At 34.4% G+C, this 17531-nt stretch carries 13 protein-coding genes and 2 tRNA genes; 1 reads left to right on the top strand and 14 read right to left on the bottom strand.

Annotation, left to right across the window (positions count from 1 at the left end; genetic code table 11):
- Positions 1–2: 2 nt before the first annotated feature.
- The 10 genes from JN168_RS00140 to JN168_RS00095 all read right to left on the bottom strand — a co-directional run bounded on the left by JN168_RS00140 (position 3) and on the right by JN168_RS00095 (position 10399).
- A complete protein-coding gene (locus JN168_RS00140) occupies positions 3–1835 on the bottom strand; it encodes a DNA methyltransferase (protein WP_279526007.1) in 1833 nt (610 codons plus the stop codon).
- Positions 1836–1979: 144 nt separating this feature from the next.
- Positions 1980–2459 (bottom strand): 23S rRNA (pseudouridine(1915)-N(3))-methyltransferase RlmH, encoded by a 480-nt coding sequence (rlmH, locus tag JN168_RS00135; protein ID WP_279526006.1) that lies wholly within the window; start codon positions 2457–2459, stop codon positions 1980–1982.
- A 676-nt stretch (positions 2460–3135) separates the two neighbouring features.
- Positions 3136–3936, bottom strand: coding sequence for an MBL fold metallo-hydrolase (locus JN168_RS00130; RefSeq protein ID WP_107589867.1), 801 nt, complete (start codon positions 3934–3936; stop codon positions 3136–3138).
- 386 nt (positions 3937–4322) lie between these two features.
- Positions 4323–4535 (bottom strand): hypothetical protein, encoded by a 213-nt coding sequence (locus tag JN168_RS00125; protein ID WP_229366751.1) that lies wholly within the window; start codon positions 4533–4535, stop codon positions 4323–4325.
- 471 nt (positions 4536–5006) lie between these two features.
- Entirely contained in the window at positions 5007–5789 is a 783-nt protein-coding gene (locus tag JN168_RS00120) for a two-component system regulatory protein YycI (RefSeq protein ID WP_042737811.1), read from the bottom strand.
- A complete protein-coding gene (locus JN168_RS00115) occupies positions 5790–7127 on the bottom strand; it encodes a YycH family regulatory protein (RefSeq protein WP_042737810.1) in 1338 nt (445 codons plus the stop codon).
- Complete coding sequence (gene walK, locus JN168_RS00110) at positions 7117–8955, bottom strand: cell wall metabolism sensor histidine kinase WalK (RefSeq protein WP_107512266.1); 1839 nt, start codon at positions 8953–8955, stop codon at positions 7117–7119. Before walK ends, JN168_RS00115 begins: the two co-directional genes overlap by 11 nt.
- 12 nt (positions 8956–8967) lie before the next feature.
- Positions 8968–9669 (bottom strand): response regulator YycF, encoded by a 702-nt coding sequence (gene yycF / locus JN168_RS00105; protein ID WP_042737808.1) that lies wholly within the window; start codon positions 9667–9669, stop codon positions 8968–8970.
- A 574-nt stretch (positions 9670–10243) separates the two neighbouring features.
- Positions 10244–10316 (bottom strand) — tRNA-Asp (locus tag JN168_RS00100).
- Positions 10317–10324: 8 nt separating this feature from the next.
- Positions 10325–10399: transfer RNA gene (locus tag JN168_RS00095), tRNA-Glu, on the bottom strand.
- Between the two features lie 397 nt (positions 10400–10796).
- Between JN168_RS00095 and JN168_RS00090 the strand changes: the two genes are divergently transcribed.
- Positions 10797–12011, top strand: coding sequence for a macrolide family glycosyltransferase (locus JN168_RS00090; protein ID WP_279526005.1), 1215 nt, complete (start codon positions 10797–10799; stop codon positions 12009–12011).
- Positions 12012–12106: 95 nt separating this feature from the next.
- Here JN168_RS00090 and JN168_RS00085 read toward each other — a convergent pair whose 3' ends face one another.
- The 4 genes from JN168_RS00085 to JN168_RS00070 form a co-directional block, all read right to left on the bottom strand.
- The gene (locus JN168_RS00085) at positions 12107–13396 is read right to left on the bottom strand and encodes an adenylosuccinate synthase (RefSeq protein WP_107512268.1); all 1290 of its coding nucleotides are present in this window, start codon (positions 13394–13396) and stop codon (positions 12107–12109) included.
- Positions 13397–13686: 290 nt separating this feature from the next.
- Positions 13687–15087: a replicative DNA helicase gene (gene dnaB, locus JN168_RS00080; RefSeq protein WP_042737805.1), complete on the bottom strand. Its 1401-nt coding sequence runs from the start codon at positions 15085–15087 to the stop codon at positions 13687–13689.
- Positions 15088–15117: 30 nt separating this feature from the next.
- The gene (rplI, locus tag JN168_RS00075) at positions 15118–15564 is read right to left on the bottom strand and encodes a 50S ribosomal protein L9 (protein WP_042737804.1); all 447 of its coding nucleotides are present in this window, start codon (positions 15562–15564) and stop codon (positions 15118–15120) included.
- Positions 15561–17528, bottom strand: a complete 1968-nt coding sequence (locus tag JN168_RS00070; protein WP_042737803.1) for a DHH family phosphoesterase — start codon at positions 17526–17528, stop codon at positions 15561–15563. Before JN168_RS00070 ends, rplI begins: the two co-directional genes overlap by 4 nt.
- Positions 17529–17531: the final 3 nt, after the last annotated feature.

The raw sequence follows: 17531 nt of genomic DNA, 5'->3' as shown, positions 1-17531 counted from the left end.
TATTACTCACCTCCATAGAAACTATGGTTAAATGCTATTTCACCTTCAGTGAAATTATATGCAGAGTCTTCCATATCAGAGTAATTAACATATAATTGATTATTGTCTAAAATTCTAATCAATACTTCTTTTTGGTCTTCAAGTTCTAATTCACTAAATTCCTTTTTAGTATTTGTAAACTTATCAAAGTCTACTTCATAGTTAACCACACCATTATTTAATAAATTATCAATTTCTTGACTAAGTTTTTCTTTATTATTGCAACGTATAATATTTTCAATAATTTCTTGATTTTCCTTTGCTAATTCCGCATATATAAAAGAACCTCCTCCTTGCCAATCTACATCAGTTGATATACCACCTTGCTCACCTTCAATAACTTTTTGTAATCTTGGGATAGATACACTATTAATATAGTCCATTTGTTCTATGCCTATATATTGTCTATTCATCTTATGAGCAACCGCTTGAGTTGTACCTGACCCCATAAAAAAATCTAATACTAAATCATTTTCTTCGGTACAATATTCTAATATTAGTTGTAATAAACTTTCATTTTTAGGATTATTAAACTTTTTTTCGCCAAATAAATCACTAAGTTGTTTCGTTGCGGTTGATGTTAATAGTGATTCATCCCACCATGTAGTTATTTTCCTTTTTTTATTTTCAGCTTCCTTTTTATAATATTTTTTCCCAAGCGTATTTTTTCTTTTTATAATTTGTCCTTCTTTATATAACTTATTCATAGTTTCAAAAGAATATCGCCAATAACCTGACACACCTAGAAACTCGTAGTACGGGTTCCCTTTTGCTGCCCCTCCAGGTCCATCTACTGGAATAATTTTATAAAATCCTTTTTCATCTTCAAGATTAAATCCTTCTAGTTTATTTTGAATGCCTAAACGATGTCTTTGACTATAAAGTTTCCGTTCATTTTTTGCAAAAAATAAAATATGATTATGATTTGAAGATATGATTTTATCATTAGAAACCGAAGCCCTTGCTTTATGACAAATATCCGCAATAAAGTTCTCACTTCCAAATATGGAATCAATAAGAACCTTAGCATAGTGTGCTTCATTATCATCTAAACTAACAAATAAAATACCATTTTCACTTAAAAGCTCTCTTGCAATCTCAAGTCTGTTTTTCATAAATGTTAACCAAGTAGCCTTATTAAACCTATCATTATATTTAAACTCATCATTTCCAGTATTATATGGTGGATCAATGTAGATCAGCTTCACTTTACTAGCGTATTTTTTTTTAAAACTATGTAACACAGTTAAGTTATTACCCTTTATAATTAAATTATCCTTATCATTAATTTCTTTGATATTATGAGAGCCATCTTTATTGTATTTTTTTATATTTGTGAAAACTTTAGGTATCAGTAAAGTATCAATTTCTTCTTTTGCAATTACTTCATTGTAAAATTTTTCATCATTCTTTAAAACACTATCTTCTTTTGTCATTCCACCCTCAAGTATGCAATCCTTAAATGGAAAGTCTAATACTACATCAGAATTATAATTTAAGTATTTACCTTCAGTCGTTAAACCGATTTTGTTAGCATATTTAGTATAGCTATCTTGCCAATAATTTTTATAACGTAACATCGAAATCAATGCTTCTTTATCAAATATTTTATACCCATCTATGTCTTGAACATATGTTTCATTGATAGCTTGATTAGATAAAAGTTTAGAAATCAGCTTAGTATCGTTATTTCTTAAATCTTCTATTATTAGTTGTTTTGCCAATTTTTCATTTATCCAATATCTTTCAATTTCATTTAGTATCTTACTGATTTCATCTAATATGTTTGTACTCATGTTACCTCTCCATACATCGAATTTTAGTATATATCTTTATGATAATAGACTTTTTAATATAAATACACAGAGAATGTACTATTTATTAAACTCTTTATAATAAAAACCTCAACTAAATATAATAGTCCGGCTTAAAAAACCGCATCACTTATGATACGCTTCTCCTCGCATGATCTTAAATGCGCGGTATATTTGTTCTATTAAGACTACGCGCATCATTTGGTGTGGGAAGGTCATTTTGCTGAATGATAGTGCATAGTCACTGCGATTTAACACGTCTTGGTGTAGGCCGTTTGATCCGCCTATAACAAATGTAAAGTCGCTTTGTCCACGGGTCATGCGTCCTTCTAGTTCTTTGGCTAAGCCTTCTGATGTTAGCATGTTGCCTTTAATTTCTAATGTAATGACTGTGGATTGTGGTTTTACTTTAGCTAAAAGACGTTGCCCTTCTTTTTCTTTTACTTGTTCCACTTCTTTATCGCTCATGTTCTCAGGGGCTTTTTCATCTGGTACTTCAATTATTTCTATTTTGGAGTACGCTCCTAATCTCTTTTCATATTCTGCTATTGCTTGTTTCCAGTATTTTTCTTTTAATTTACCTACTGTGAGTATTGTGATTTTCATTTTTATCCTCCAAATATGTGTATAGCATTAAAAGTTATTAGACTTATCCACAAGTTATTAACTTATTCACACTGTTCCCTCTTATTATAACAAGAATGTATATTGAAAATTAATGCTTTTTACAATTTATACACACAAAAAGCGTGGATAACCTGTATATTTGTGGATAACTCTGTGTATAATGTGGGTATCCACATGTGAATTGTGCACATCTATGGATAACCTTGAATAAAATAGTGGATAAGTTGGTGGTTGTCTTACATAGTTATTCACATTATTTACAATTTCTTAACACAAATCCTTATTTAAAAGTATTTCTACTACTATTTTTAATTTATATTTATTAGTTAACTGAATATTACAATATTCAATTTTCTGTTTCTGTTGATAATTTATAGTCATAAGTATCTATTTCTAATTTTCTGCATAGTAAGTGAAACCCTCACTTTTTCATACCATTATAAAAAACTGTATTCTAATCTTTTAAATAACTAAATCTGAGCTTCTTATGACTTCCCCATCACGCAATGTCTTAATTTCTCAAAAATCCTCTTCAACGCTAATTAGATACCTTTTCCAAACCTTCTCCATATCTAAACTCCACTAAAACATGCTCTTACTAACTTCCATAGATATAAATAAGAGCCCCTAACATTAATGGTTGGGGCTCTCTGACTTATAGTGTATATATTGGTGTTGCTTGTGCTTTGTCAGTATCACACAGCATGACGTCACGTTCTGTATCGATGTCGTGTTCGTTAAGTACTTGTCCTACACTCATGCGAGCTAGGTCTTTCATATTGTTGTCTTGTGACAGATGCGATAGATAAATGCGTTTCGTATTACCTGTAATAACGTCTGTCATGGCATGACCTGCATCTTCGTTTGATACATGACCAACGTCGCTTAGGATACGTTGCTTGGTCTTCCATGGATAGCGGCACATGCGTAACATATCTACGTCGTGGTTGCTCTCGAAGATAAATGCATCACTGCCTTGAATCATACCTTTCATACGATCTGAAACGTAGCCTGTATCTGTTATAATCGTAAATTTCTTATAGTTATTATGGAAAATATAAAACTGTGGATCTATTGCATCGTGTGATACGTTGAATGACTCAATATCGAAACCTGCAATGGATTTCGTTTCGTATGGATTAAAAATGAATTTCTGATCCATTGGTATTTTATTATCTTTCTTTTCGATGGCTGACCACGTTTTTTCATTCGCATAAACTGGTAAATTGTATTTACGTGCAAGTACACCTAATCCTTTGATGTGATCAGAATGTTCGTGTGTCACTAGAATACCGTTTAAATTTTTTATTTCTTTATCTATTTGTCCAAATAACTCTTCCATTTTCTTGCCTGTCAGACCTGCGTCGACAAGTATGCTGCCTTTATCACTTTCTACATAAGTGGCGTTTCCTGTACTACCACTCGCTAATACACTCATTCGTATCAAGCGATTCACCCTTTCTAATCTATAAACACTTTTTCATTTTTAGTTATAAGGACAGACTTCGGGTTATGTGCCCTCAATATGCCTGACCTCTTGTTTTTGCTTTATTGTGCTATGATTTCTGCCATTAATTCATTCTTTTAAAATAGCTACACACAATAATTATTTTATCTCATTCATCAAAACCAACTATAATAAATCCGTTATTGATTACATATAGTTATACGTTATCGAAGATTTGTTGTATGCTTCAATCATTTTGTTTAACAGTATATAATTCTAACATATTTTTGAAGTTATAGATGGCTATCTAACTCAGAAATTCAAAGAAGTATCTGCTTATATTTACAATTATCAATTTATTTCAATTAAAACTAATGCTTATTACCTATTTAACATTATTCTTGTTCATTTTGATTGGTATTAGTTTGCTTTGTTTTAGGGAAAAATAACCACATAACAATATCCAGCATAAAAATAATAAGTAAAAATCCAATACTATATTGTGGTTTAAACCAATCTGCGAAAAATAATAATAGCGTAAATATTAAAAATAATATCCATCTACTGATCATAAACCATGTTCTTGGTTTGAACTGACTTATTCGCATCTTATAAACTCCTTTTTTATATCTACTTCTTACATAGCACCAGTTGCTCTGGCAATATGACTATTTGTATGTGTATGTTATCTCAATCTCGATTACCCATAATTTTATTCGCAATTATGTTAATGATTTTATATCATTTTTAATCCGTTCATTCAATCTATTTTATATAAATATTTTATCATATTTTATAGAATGCTTTTAACTATTTTCAACAAATCCACCTAACTCAACAGTACAAAAAATAAAAAGGCATACTGAGAAAGTGAGCAAACTATACGAAGTTATATTAATAAAAATACTCCCTTCAAAGTATTCATTTTACAAATGTCTACTTTAAAGGGAGCATATCAAAATTCATTTACTGGTAATGATCCAGGATTTATATCCCAAATGTTACTGTCAATTTCATTATATGTCTACTACGAAAATTCTAAACTTTGCAATTTATCTCTCACGACACTATCACAAAGCTTATTCTTCAATAATTTTTGGACTATCTGAGACTGCCTCGACGTAGTAGGTCTTAATTTCGTCTTTATGTTTTACTTTAATTTCCCAGTTGGCTTCTAATACTTGAACGTTCGGTTCTTTAACAACGGTATAGTAGCCTAATCTTGCATTGGTTACTTCGTCATTTCGTTTCAAGTAACGATTATAGTACAAGGCTTCTATTGCGCTTCTAGCTGTAATAACTTGTTTCTTATCGTTATTTGCACCTTTCGATGGCTCAATTGATTTCATAGCTGTTTGTGTATAACTAGACGCTTTGCCACTATCATTCACGTTAAATTTCAAGCGTGCTCGATTATTGTTCATAATAGGATAATTATCATACGTTTGTTCAAAGGTTACGCTATCGTCATCAATCTTACTCATTTCATAATCTTCGCCTTTATATATATGATCTTTAGCGTAGGTCTTTAATCCTGTATATTGATCATTACTAACGTCTATTGCATCACTAATCTCGCCTTTAAGTGTACCGCCAGATTTAGCGCTAGAAACGTCAGAATGTGATTTAACGTATGAACTGAAATCGTATGAGCGCGCAGTGAGTAACTGCATTTTCAAGTCTTTAACGCTAGGTAAGTGTTCTGGGATTTGAATTTCTTCTTGTTTAAAGTTTACTGCATTTTCGTCATCACTATCATTAATATGTGATTTATTAACTTTATCAACATAGATAATCACGAGGCTAATGTTAACTAGAATAAAGACGAAAATAAAGAGTGTTTTTGCGCGTTTCCAGTTCATTTATTCTAGCCTCCCATCTGTATATGGTCGCCATTTTCCTTCGTATTCGATGTACCATTGTGGTTTGAACTCACTATTACGTTGAATTTCAATATTGCTTTTATCTGGTTGATTTTCCATTTTGTAACCAATCGTCATATCGGTTACCTTTTCAAAATCAATACTAGGATTGTTAGCTAATTCTGAACGTACGGTTTCAGCACCAGGTAACCGCTTCTCAGACTCACCACTATCAATGGTTACATTGGTCTTAAGCAATGCACGTGCATAACTAAAGACACCTTTGTCGCCCCATGCAATCTTGATATTGTTCAGGTCATCATCGTTAAATGTTGGACGTCCATTGAGGAACATTTGATATGTTAGGTCACCTTTCTTGTTATCTGTACTAAATAGTCTAAAGTCGTCGGTGAAACCTCCGTGATTGTTGAGGTAATCAAATGTACTTGGAATGCTGTCTTTCATGTTTGTTGAACGATTTTCATCTTCTGACAAGTTAGTATAGCGATATTTTTCAGTTTCATCGTTATAATTAGCCACACCGGTATTATTATTGTAAGTCGTAGTACCGCTTTTCGAACTGCGCACGACAACGGAATCATTAAATAGGATGGCATTCATTGTATCTACACTAATATGATTATAGATTGTATGATATGATTTCATCTTTTTCGGTGAACTTGGCGCAAAGATATGTGTTGCCTTATCTATCGTGTCTTTGTTGGTGATGATTTCTGTATAAGGTTGTAGACTCGACTGCATTGCTTTCAATTGTTTAGTGAATTTGCTTTGCTTAGCAGTCGTAGCCATACGTACGACGTTGTGTCTATCTTTGCTTATCGCATATAGTTTCACTTTACCATCTATACTCTTATCGATTAGTAAACGGTTAAATTTGAAATTATTTGGTACTTTAGCGTTCACGTTTAGTACTTGACCTAAGTAGGTCGCTAATGGCATGTCGTATGTGAAATCTAACACGAGAAAATCATCGCTTAAATCTGGAATAATCAGATTGTGATTACTATGCATTTGTTCTGATTGTGTCACGCGTTGATTCTTTAATGGTTTAATAATGTCTTTGATATTTTGTCTTGTTGCTTCCATGCCTTTGGTCTTTTCACCTTGTGAATGAATCACTTGGTAAGGTGTGACTACTTGTTCCATACCATCTTTCATTGGTTTCCCAATTGTATGTGGTCTATCTTCGCTACTGTCTTCTTGTTTATCGACATTCGTCAAATCAGGTGAGAAGTTCCAGGTCATATAAGTGAGCACGGCACTCATAAGAACAAGGATTAGTAGGATAATGGATTTAATGAACTCTTTACTCCGCATCCCAATCACCATCTTCTAATACTTCACATGGCAGTGTAATAAAGATAGATGTACCTTGTCCTTCTACACTGTTAGCCCAAATACGTCCATGATGCGCTTCTACTATTTCCTTGGAAATAGCTAGTCCTAGACCTGTACCACCCATCTTACGTGTACGTGCTTTATCCACTCGGTAGAAGCGATCAAAAATCTTATCTACCTTATTGATTGGAATACCAATACCGTTATCCTTAACTCGAATAGTCATACGGTTATACAAGGCATTCTGTTTCACGTGAAACTCTACACGTTTTTCGCCACGTGAGTATTTCATGGCGTTAGTAATGACGTTGTCGAACACTTGGGTCATCTTATCTGGATCAATTTCTGTGAAGATTGTTTGATTTGGAATTTCTCTAATGAATGTCGTATCTTTAGCTGCCATTTCATGTCTATTAATAATCTTATTAATAAACATGTTAAAGTCGACAATTTCTTTAGTAATTTGATCTGATTCATTATCCATTTTAGACAATTGTAGTAAATCATTTACTAAACGAATCATACGTTCTGTTTCTTCTCTAGTAACTGAGAGGAATTGTGGTGCTAAGTTATCGTCTTTCCACGCGCCTTCTTCTAATGCTTCAATGTAACTATTCATAGATGTCAATGGTGTACGTAATTCGTGTGAAACATTGGCTACGAATTCTCGACGTTCGCGTTCTACTTGTTGTTGTTCAGTAACATCATGTAGCACGGCGATATACCCCGTTACAAAGCCAGTCTCTTGCACGATTGTGCTGAAGTTAACACGCGCAATAATACCTTCAGCCTCATTAATATCTAATAAGAAGCTGTCGTTATTTTCATGAATTTCATCTAGTGAAAAGTCTTCCTCTAATTTTAAGACATTTAACATATAATGTCCGATAATATCTTCTTTAACGGTGCCCATCATTGTCAGTGCCATATCATTAACGATACGTACACGTCCACGACGGTCGGTCGCAATAATACCATCACTCATGTGAGTAATGACTGAATCTAGACGACGTTTTTCACTTTCGGTATTGGCTTGTGCTTCTTGTACTCGTTTTGACAAATTGTTAAATGCGAGTGCTAATTCACCGATTTCATCATTACCGTAAATCTTCACACGTTGCGTGTAATTACCTTTCGACATTTCTACCGTTTGGTTTCTCATATCAGTAATTGGCTTGGTAATCGTTCTCGCGATAAAGAATCCAAGAATAACTGTGATTAACAACGAAATACCTGTACCGACAATAAAGATTTGCGTAATGTTACTCAGTTGATTAAATACGTCGTTAATATCTGCTTCTATATAGACGTCACCTATCGTACCATGATTGGATGTCTTAACAGGTAAGTTATAAACCCATACACGTTGTTTACCATTACCGTAATCCTTTAATACTTGGTGGCTATTGATTTCTCCTAAAGAAAGTGCTTTTTGGATGGAGCTATCGTTCGCTTTTTGATTAATTAGACTGTGGGTAGACTGCTTTGAAGTGGCCATAATAATTTGATCTTTATCAATAAAACGGATTTCTTCTATTTCTTGTCTATTAGCGTACTCGTTTAATAAGTTTTGAACTTCTTTTTGCGCATTGACGCCGTTACCACTGTCTGTGTCATATACTTTTTCTATATTAATCTCAATTTGTTTCGCATATTGCGAGATATTGTTTTTAAATGTTTGTGTTAATTCTTTTTCTAGACTATTGGTAAAGTATAGACCGATAATTTGCATACCGATAATTATCAGCAATACATAGACGATAACAAGCTTCGTGTGTAAGGATTGAAAATGTTTGAGCCAATTCATCGATGACGTCCTCTAATCATGTTGTTGTAAGAAATATCCGACACCACGACGTGTCACGATATATTCAGGATGAGATGGATCGTCTTCAATCTTCTCACGTAAACGTCTAATCGTTACATCCACTGTACGTACATCACCAAAATAGTCATAGCCCCATACGGTTTGTAAAAGGTGCTCACGTGTCATAACTTGTCCCATGTGTTTAGACAAATAATGGAATAATTCAAATTCACGATGTGTTAATTCAATATCATCGCCACGTTTTTTAATAGAATAAGCATCTGGGTATATGACGATGTCTTTGATGACGATTTCGTTTGATGTATCATTCACCTCTTGTGCTGGTTGTGAATAGTGTCGGCGTAAATTGGCTTTAACACGAGCGATTAATTCACGTGTACTAAATGGTTTCGTCACATAATCATCTGCGCCAAGTTCAAGACCTAACACTTTATCTATTTCTGAATCTTTTGCTGTTAACATAATGATTGGCATTTCGTATTTCTTACGCACTTCACGGCATACTTCCATACCATCTCGACCTGGTAACATAATGTCGAGTAATACGATATCTGGTTCTTCATCATATATTAGGTCTACCGCATCATTTCCGTCGTAGGCGCAAAATACTTCGTAGCCTTCTTTTTTTAAATTAAATTCAAGAATATCTGCAATTGGTTTTTCATCATCGACTACAACAACTTTTCTAGCCATATTTATAAACCTCATTTCTAAATTGTAGTACTTTTTATTTCAGAATCTACACAGTTCCTTATTATATAATTTACCATTTATAAAGGTCTAATTCTATTGTTGTAAATAAAAAGTTATATTTGTAGATTGTATTATAATAGCATGTATGACTACACATAGTAACTAAAGTGCTATTTCTCAATTTATATACATTTTGCTATTATAGATCAATTTAACTACACTACTTATGCTCAAGCATACTACATTCTTAGGAAAAGGGACTGTAATTCGCCTTAAGGTAGGTGTTTCTTTCTCAATAACTTTAAAATCGGATCGTTAAATTGCCAACTTGTAAATAAAAGTTATTATCTTGTTATATTTTTTAGTAGTAGCAGATTACTTTAACATATAAACAAAAGATGATTCCTACAGATATTAATGCAGAAATCACCTTATAGATTTGAGTTGTTTGATTGTATGATTTTGTTCGCTATACATTCACGTTTAATCATCCATATACGCTCGAATTAACTTAATGTTAATGCAGCGTGATATTTACACATAAAAAAATGCCCATCCTATTGGATGGGCAATACGGTCTCGACGGGAATCGAACCCGCGATCTCCTGCGTGACAGGCAGGCGTGTTAACCGCTACACTACGAGACCTAAAAAAATGGTGACTCCTACGGGACTCGAACCCGTGTTACCGCCGTGAAAGGGCGGTGTCTTAACCGCTTGACCAAGGAGCCTGTCTTAAGCACAAAATAAATTATAGCAACTCTCATCATGAAAGACAAGCTCTTTTTTAAACTTTTTTAAGTATAATTTTCTAACTTAATTGTATAAAGTGTGCAAAACATATTTTTTACTGGTTATCGTCTTTAATTCAACGACTTCCAAGCTTTTTTAACAAGCATTTTCTAACTTATTAACAATCAAGTATGTACTGATTACATATCTCTTACATATGATATAACATACAATACATCAAATTGTGCCGTCATCTATCATCAATGCATATACGATGCTTAATAATTTATTTTTTAAAATTAAAATTACTAAATGAATATAAATTATTAGAAAATAAAATTTATTTCATCTAGAATTAATACGGTAACAAATTAAAGCTTTTTAGGAGGAAATTAAATGGCACGAGTATTATTTATTAATCCTGGTCCTTCTGGACATATTAATCCAACTGCTGCGTTATGTAAGGAATTGGTGACACGTGGTGAAGAAATTGTATATTATGCGAGTGATCAATTTCAAGATAAATTGAATGACACTGGTGTAGAGATACGTACATTTAATACGGATGAAATGATTGAAGCGTTTAGAGAATTTGGCAAGGATAATTTATACCAAGTAGTGAATGGTTTATTAAATACTGTTGATATGATGTTACCTCGCCTTATTGAAGAAACTAAAGATGAGCATTATGATTATATGATTTATGACTCGATGTTTGGTTGTGGTAGATTATTAGCTCAGAAGTTAAATATTCCTGCAATTTCATCAGTGACATCATTCGCACATAATAAAGAAAGTTTCGACCAATTTTTAAATGCAATTGCAGCTACAATCGATTCAGAAGATATCGCGAAATCTGATGCACACTTTGAAACTTTAAGAAAGCAAATTGAAGCTAAATATGATGTTTCTGTACCGAATCGTTTTGAAGTCATGTATAATCCAGGAGATTTACACTTATCTTATATTATGAAAAAATTCCAACTCGACTATCAATCATTTGATAATTCTCAATTTTACTTTGCTGGTCCTTCTGTCTTAGAACCTACAGATTCAGGATTTATGGATGAACTTGATACAAGTCGTCCAGTCATTTATATTTCATTAGGTACAATTTTTAATCAAAATATTCCATTCTTTAATAAATGTTTTACAGCTTTAAAGGATATTGACGCTACTGTAGTCGTTTCAATAGGGAATGAGAACAGTTTGGATGATTTCAATGAAGTACCATCCAATTTTATTATCAAGCCAACAGTGCCTCAAGTAGAGCTCTTACAGCATACCTCATTATTCTTAACACATGCGGGTATGAATAGTACAAATGAAGCCATGAAAATGGGTGTGCCGATGTTAGCATTTCCTCAAAGTGCTGACCAACCCGTCGTTTCTAAGCAAATTGAAGATTTAGGATTAGGACAACGTTTAGATGCTGAAACAATGACACCTGCTGAATTACAGCAAACGGTACAAGCCATGTTAGAACACCTAGAACAATATAAAGCAAATATCGCTAACATTAAGGATGATCAACACAGTGATAAACCAGGTTATGTCTTGGCTGCTGATCGTATTTTTGAATTTCGCAATGAGTTTTGTCCCCAAGTTTAATTATTAAAAACTAAAAACACCTTGTAATTTCCATAGGCACTTTACTTTATCAAGTGACTGGATACTACAAGGTGTTTTCTTTATTATTTAATGATTTATGCTTCCCATAAATCTTCTAATAAGTTTGTTTGATTACGGTCTGGACCTACTGAGAAGATTGAAATCTTCACGTTACATAGTTCAGAAATGCGCTCTAAATATCTGCGTGCATTATCTGGTAATTCATCTAGTGAACGACAGCTTGTGACATCTTCTGTCCAACCTGGTAATGTTTCAAAGATTGGTTTACAACGTTGTAAGTCCTTTAAGTTTGCTGGGTATTCAGTGATTTCTTCTCCATCTAATTCGTAAGCAGTACAAATCTTAACATTTTCAAGACCTGTTAATACGTCAATAGAGTTGATAGATAAATCTGTGATACCACTTGCACGGCGTGAATGACGTAATACAACAGAGTCAAACCAACCCACACGACGTGGACGTCCTGTTGTTGTACCATATTCGCGGCCAACTTCACGGATATGATGTCCATCTTCATCAAATAATTCAGTTGGGAATGGGCCGTCACCAACACGTGATGTATAGGCTTTACATACGCCAATTACTTTTGATACGAATGTTGGACCAACACCGCCACCTACAGTTACGTTACCTGCAACTGGATTACTAGAAGTAACAAATGGGTATGTACCATGGTCGATATCTAACATAACGCCTTGTGCGCCTTCGAATAATACCTTTTCGTCTGCGACAAATGCATCATCTAATACTTTTGCTGTATCTGTTACGAATGGTGCTAAACGTTGTCCCGCAGCATAATATGCTTCGAAAATTTCATCAAATGAAGGACATGATTTACCAAACATACCTTTGAAATATGCATCTTTGTATTCAATATTCTCTTTTAATAATTTTTCAAATGTTTCTTTATCTAATAAATCAGCAACACGAATACCGATACGTTGTGCTTTGTCTACATAAGCAGGACCGATACCTTTTTTAGTTGTGCCGATTTTATTATCTCCGCGGCGTTCTTCTTCATATTCATCTTGTTTTAAGTGATAAGGTAAAATAACTTGAGCACGATTAGAAATACGTAAATTATCTGTAGAAATACCTCTTTCATTTAAACCGTCTAACTCTTTTAATAAAGCAACTGGATCTACTACAACACCGTTACCGATGACTGCAAGTTTTTCTTTATAGAAAATACCAGATGGTACTAAGTGCAATTTGTACGTTTCTCCACCAAATTTAATTGTGTGGCCTGCGTTATTACCGCCTGAAAAACGTGCAATAACGTCTGCTTGTTCTGCTAAGAAATCTGTGATTTTACCTTTACCTTCGTCTCCCCATTGTGTCCCAACGACTACGATTGATGACATATGAGCACCTCCAAGTTTTTCTCAATTAACCACTAAGTATTCTACCAATAGCATAGTTATAATGCAAACAAAAATCGAACATTGATTTTTTGTAATTTTCAAAATTCTTTGTTGCAAGTGATTTTATTTCTATATAGCTTAATCATATTAATACCAAGGTTTTAACTATCATTTTTAATATTTTACGACACATACTTCCATAACTTTAATATAAGTAAATACAAACAAAAACCGTACGATTAAGCACAAAACCAATTTATCGTACGGAAAATATTTTTTATAAAATTTTGTTAGCCCATTTCTGCATGGGCGTAATCGATGTCGGTAAATTTATTATATTGCTTCATAAAGTGTAATTTCACGGTACCCGTTGGGCCATTACGTTGCTTGGCAATTATAATTTCTATTTCACCGTTTTCATCATTTGTCTGTGGTTCAAAGTTTGCATCGTCATCGTCGTCTTCATCCTCGCCACGATTATAGTAATCATCACGATATAAAAAGGCTACGATATCGGCATCTTGCTCTATCGAACCAGATTCACGAATATCACTCATCATTGGACGTTTATCTTGTCGTTGTTCAACACCACGTGATAACTGACTCAACGCAATAACTGGACATTCAAGTTCTCTGGCAATCGCCTTTAATGTACGTGATATTTCAGATACTTCTTGTTGACGATTATCTGAAAATCGTGAACCACTACCGGAAATTAATTGTAAATAGTCAATTACAATCATATCTAAGCCGTGTTCTTGTTTGAGACGGCGACATTTTGAACGTATATCGGTAATACGAATCCCTGGTGTATCATCGATAAATATCTTCGTTCTTGATAGTTTACCAACGGCAATCGTAAATCGATTCCAGTCCTCTTCGGTCATTGAACCTGTTCTTAAGCGGTTCGAGTCTACGTTACCTGAGCTACAAATCATACGTGTGGCCAATTGATCGGCGCCCATCTCGAGTGAAAAGATTCCAACTGAATAATGATCTTCATGTGTCGCAACTTTCTGCGCGATATTCAGAGCGAAGGCAGTCTTACCTACTGATGGACGTGCCGCTAAAATAATTAAATCACTGCGATTAAACCCTGCAGTCATCTGGTCTAGGTCACGATAACCTGTCGGGACACCAGGTGTTTGACCACTGTTTTGATCTAATACTTCAGCATTTTCATATACTTCACCAAGTACGTCACGTATATCTTTAAAGCCATCACTTTCACGTGAAGATGATAGTTCTAAGATTCTTCTTTCTGCATCATTTAAAATTGCATCTAATTCAAGTTCGTCATTATAACCATCATTCGCAATACTATCTGCAGTTTGTATTAACTTTCGTTTGGTAGCATGCTTAAACACAATTTCTGTATAGTATTGTATGTTTCGAGTGGTCGGAACGCTATTGGATAGCTCGGCAAGATACTGCGGACCACCCGCTTCATTCAATCGCCCTTCTTGTGACAATTGATCCATGATTGTTACGACATCTATATCTTTATTATCTTCGTTGAGGTTCATCATCGCTCTAAAGATGTGTTGATGTGCGCCTCTATAAAATGACTCAGGAAGTAAGACTTCCTGAGTTGTGTTAATCAATTCTGGATCTATGATAATGGCACCTAATACAGACTGTTCAGCCTCATTGCTGTGCGGCATTTGATTTTGTTCATACATTCCATCCATTACGATTACACCTCATATTTCAATTCGTTATTATTGTTCAACTGTGTGCACACGAATTGTACCTTCTACTTCTTTGTCTAGCTTCACAGGTACGTTGGTATAACCTAATGCGTGGATACCGCTTGGTAGATCCATTTTACGTTTATCAATTTTGATATTGTGTTGGTCTAGTAAGGCTTGTGCGATTTGCTTTGTACTTACAGAACCGAACAATTTACCACCTTCACCTGTTTTAGCTGATACTTTAACTTCGAGTTCAGTTAATTGTTCTTTTAGCTTTTTAGCGTCTTCAATTTCTTGTTGGCGTTCAGCTTCTGCTGCTTTATTCTTTTGTTCTAATTGTTTTAAGTTTCCTGGTGTTGCTTCAATTGCGTAATTTTTCTTCAATAAGAAGTTATTTGCGTAGCCTACTGGTACTTCTTTAACTTCGCCTTTTTTACCTTTACCTTTAACGTCTTGTGTGAATATTACTTTCATGTATTCTCACTCCTACTCATTTGTTCTGTTATTGCTTCTTGAAGTTGATCGATTGCTTCTTCTACAGTTACACCTTTAATTTGTGTTGCAGCGTTTGTTAAGTGACCGCCACCACCTAAGGCTTCCATCGTTAATTGAACGTTAACTGCGCCTAAAGAACGGGCAGACATACCGACGACGTCATCTTCACGTTTGGCTACTACATAAGAAGCATCTACGCCATCTAAACTTAACAGCTCATCGGCAGCTTGTGCAACCGTGACGGGATGATAAATTTTATCTTCCGAACCATGTGCGATGGCAACACCATTGTCTTGTAACTTAACTGTTTGAATCAATTCAGTTCTATTAATATATGTGTCGATATCATCTTTCAAGAAATGCTGTGTCAGAATTGTATCCGCACCATGCGCTCTTAAATAACTTGCTGCATCAAAGGTTCTAGAACCTGTACGCAACGTAAAGTTACGTGTGTCAACGATGATACCGGCAAACATAATTGTCGATTCGAGACGTGTTAAACGTTGCTCAGTTGGTTGATATTCTAATAATTCTGTCACTAACTCTGCTGTAGAACTTGCATATGGTTCCATATACACTAGTAACGGGCTAGAGATAAAGCTTTCACCACGTCTATGGTGATCAATAACCACTTTACGATTGGCCTTGTTTAGAATGTTTTCATCGAGTACCATCTCTGGTTTATGTGTATCGACTACAACAAGCGTTGTCTTAGAGGTCATGATATCCCATGCTTCATCAGAAGTAATAAATCGCTCTTTAAGTTCAGGCTTTTCATTGACCGCTTCCATTACACGTCGTAAGGTTGGATCGATATCTGATTCATTCAATACTATGTAGGCATCTAAGTTATTCATCATTGCAAAGCGTGACACACCAATTGCACCACCGATTGCATCTAAATCAGGTCGTGTATGACCCATGATAATTACTTTGTCACCTTCCATTAAGATATCTTTCAAGGCATGTGAGATAACTCGAGCTCTAACACGCGTACGTTTTTCCATTGGGTCAGTCTTACCACCGTAGAAACGTACATTACCGTTCATGTTTTTAATTGCAACTTGGTCACCACCACGGCCAAGTGCTAAATCTAAGCCGGATTGCGATAGTTCACCTAAGTCGATAAGATTTTCAGAGCCTTCACCGACACCAATACTCAATGTCAGTTGAGCACGATAACCCACACTCTTCTCACGGAGCTGTCCTAAAATGCTAAAGTTAGCATCTTCAATTTCCTTTAAAATACGTTGATTTAAATAAGCGACAAATTGGTCTGAACTATAACGTTTAAAGTAAACATCATGTTCCTCTGCCCATCTACTGATTACACGTGTCACCATCGAGTTGATTTCAGAACGCTGTGTATCATTCATGTTCTGTGTAATTTCATCGTAGTTATCTAAGAACAATGTCGCAATAATTGGTTTAGATTCTTCATATAAATCATTTGTCTGTACTTCTTCAGTTATATCGAAGAAATACAATACATGTTCACTTTCTGAATAACGCACACGATAGTGATATTCATTCTCTTCAATTTCTACTTCTTGTGTTTTTTCTAATTGCTTTAAAATATTTGGATATACTTCATTAACTGGATCCGAAATCACATTACGACTCAAACGATCCGACATAAACTGGTTCATCCACTCTATGTTTTCATTTTCATCTAAGATAATCATACCGATAGGTAACGTCTTAATAGCAATATTGTTACCTGCAGAAATATGTCCACTGAGATTATTGACGTAATAGTCTAATTTCCGAAAAGCTTGTCTTACCATCCAGGCTGTTGCTATGATGACAAACACTAAAACAACGGTCGCAATTCCTGCGACTAATTGGTTAAAGATAAACCAAACAACAACGAGTGCGATTGCTGTTAGTGCCAAAATAATAAATGGTAAAATCAACGCTTTTTTAGTGGATTGACGGTTCATTTT

The sequence above is a fragment of the Staphylococcus gallinarum genome, from assembly GCF_029774255.1.
Classification (GTDB): Bacteria; Bacillota; Bacilli; order Staphylococcales; family Staphylococcaceae; genus Staphylococcus; species Staphylococcus gallinarum.
This window is presented reverse-complemented; position numbering and strand designations above follow the sequence as displayed.

Excerpts from the sequence above, each read along its gene's own strand:
- rplI (WP_042737804.1), bottom strand. The coding sequence starts at position 15,564 with ATGAAAGTAATATTCACACAAGACGTTAAAGGTAAAGGTAAAAAAGGC.
- JN168_RS00115 (WP_042737810.1), bottom strand. The coding sequence starts at position 7,127 with ATGCGGAGTAAAGAGTTCATTAAATCCATTATCCTACTAATCCTTGTT.
- JN168_RS00070 (WP_042737803.1), bottom strand. The coding sequence starts at position 17,528 with ATGAACCGTCAATCCACTAAAAAAGCGTTGATTTTACCATTTATTATT.
- JN168_RS00090 (WP_279526005.1), top strand. The coding sequence starts at position 10,797 with ATGGCACGAGTATTATTTATTAATCCTGGTCCTTCTGGACATATTAAT.
- JN168_RS00125 (WP_229366751.1), bottom strand. The coding sequence starts at position 4,535 with ATGCGAATAAGTCAGTTCAAACCAAGAACATGGTTTATGATCAGTAGA.
- dnaB (WP_042737805.1), bottom strand. The coding sequence starts at position 15,087 with ATGGATGGAATGTATGAACAAAATCAAATGCCGCACAGCAATGAGGCT.
- yycF (WP_042737808.1), bottom strand. The coding sequence starts at position 9,669 with ATGGCTAGAAAAGTTGTTGTAGTCGATGATGAAAAACCAATTGCAGAT.
- walK (WP_107512266.1), bottom strand. The coding sequence starts at position 8,955 with ATGAATTGGCTCAAACATTTTCAATCCTTACACACGAAGCTTGTTATC.
- JN168_RS00120 (WP_042737811.1), bottom strand. The coding sequence starts at position 5,789 with ATGAACTGGAAACGCGCAAAAACACTCTTTATTTTCGTCTTTATTCTA.
- JN168_RS00140 (WP_279526007.1), bottom strand. The coding sequence starts at position 1,835 with ATGAGTACAAACATATTAGATGAAATCAGTAAGATACTAAATGAAATT.
- rlmH (WP_279526006.1), bottom strand. The coding sequence starts at position 2,459 with ATGAAAATCACAATACTCACAGTAGGTAAATTAAAAGAAAAATACTGG.
- JN168_RS00085 (WP_107512268.1), bottom strand. The coding sequence starts at position 13,396 with ATGTCATCAATCGTAGTCGTTGGGACACAATGGGGAGACGAAGGTAAA.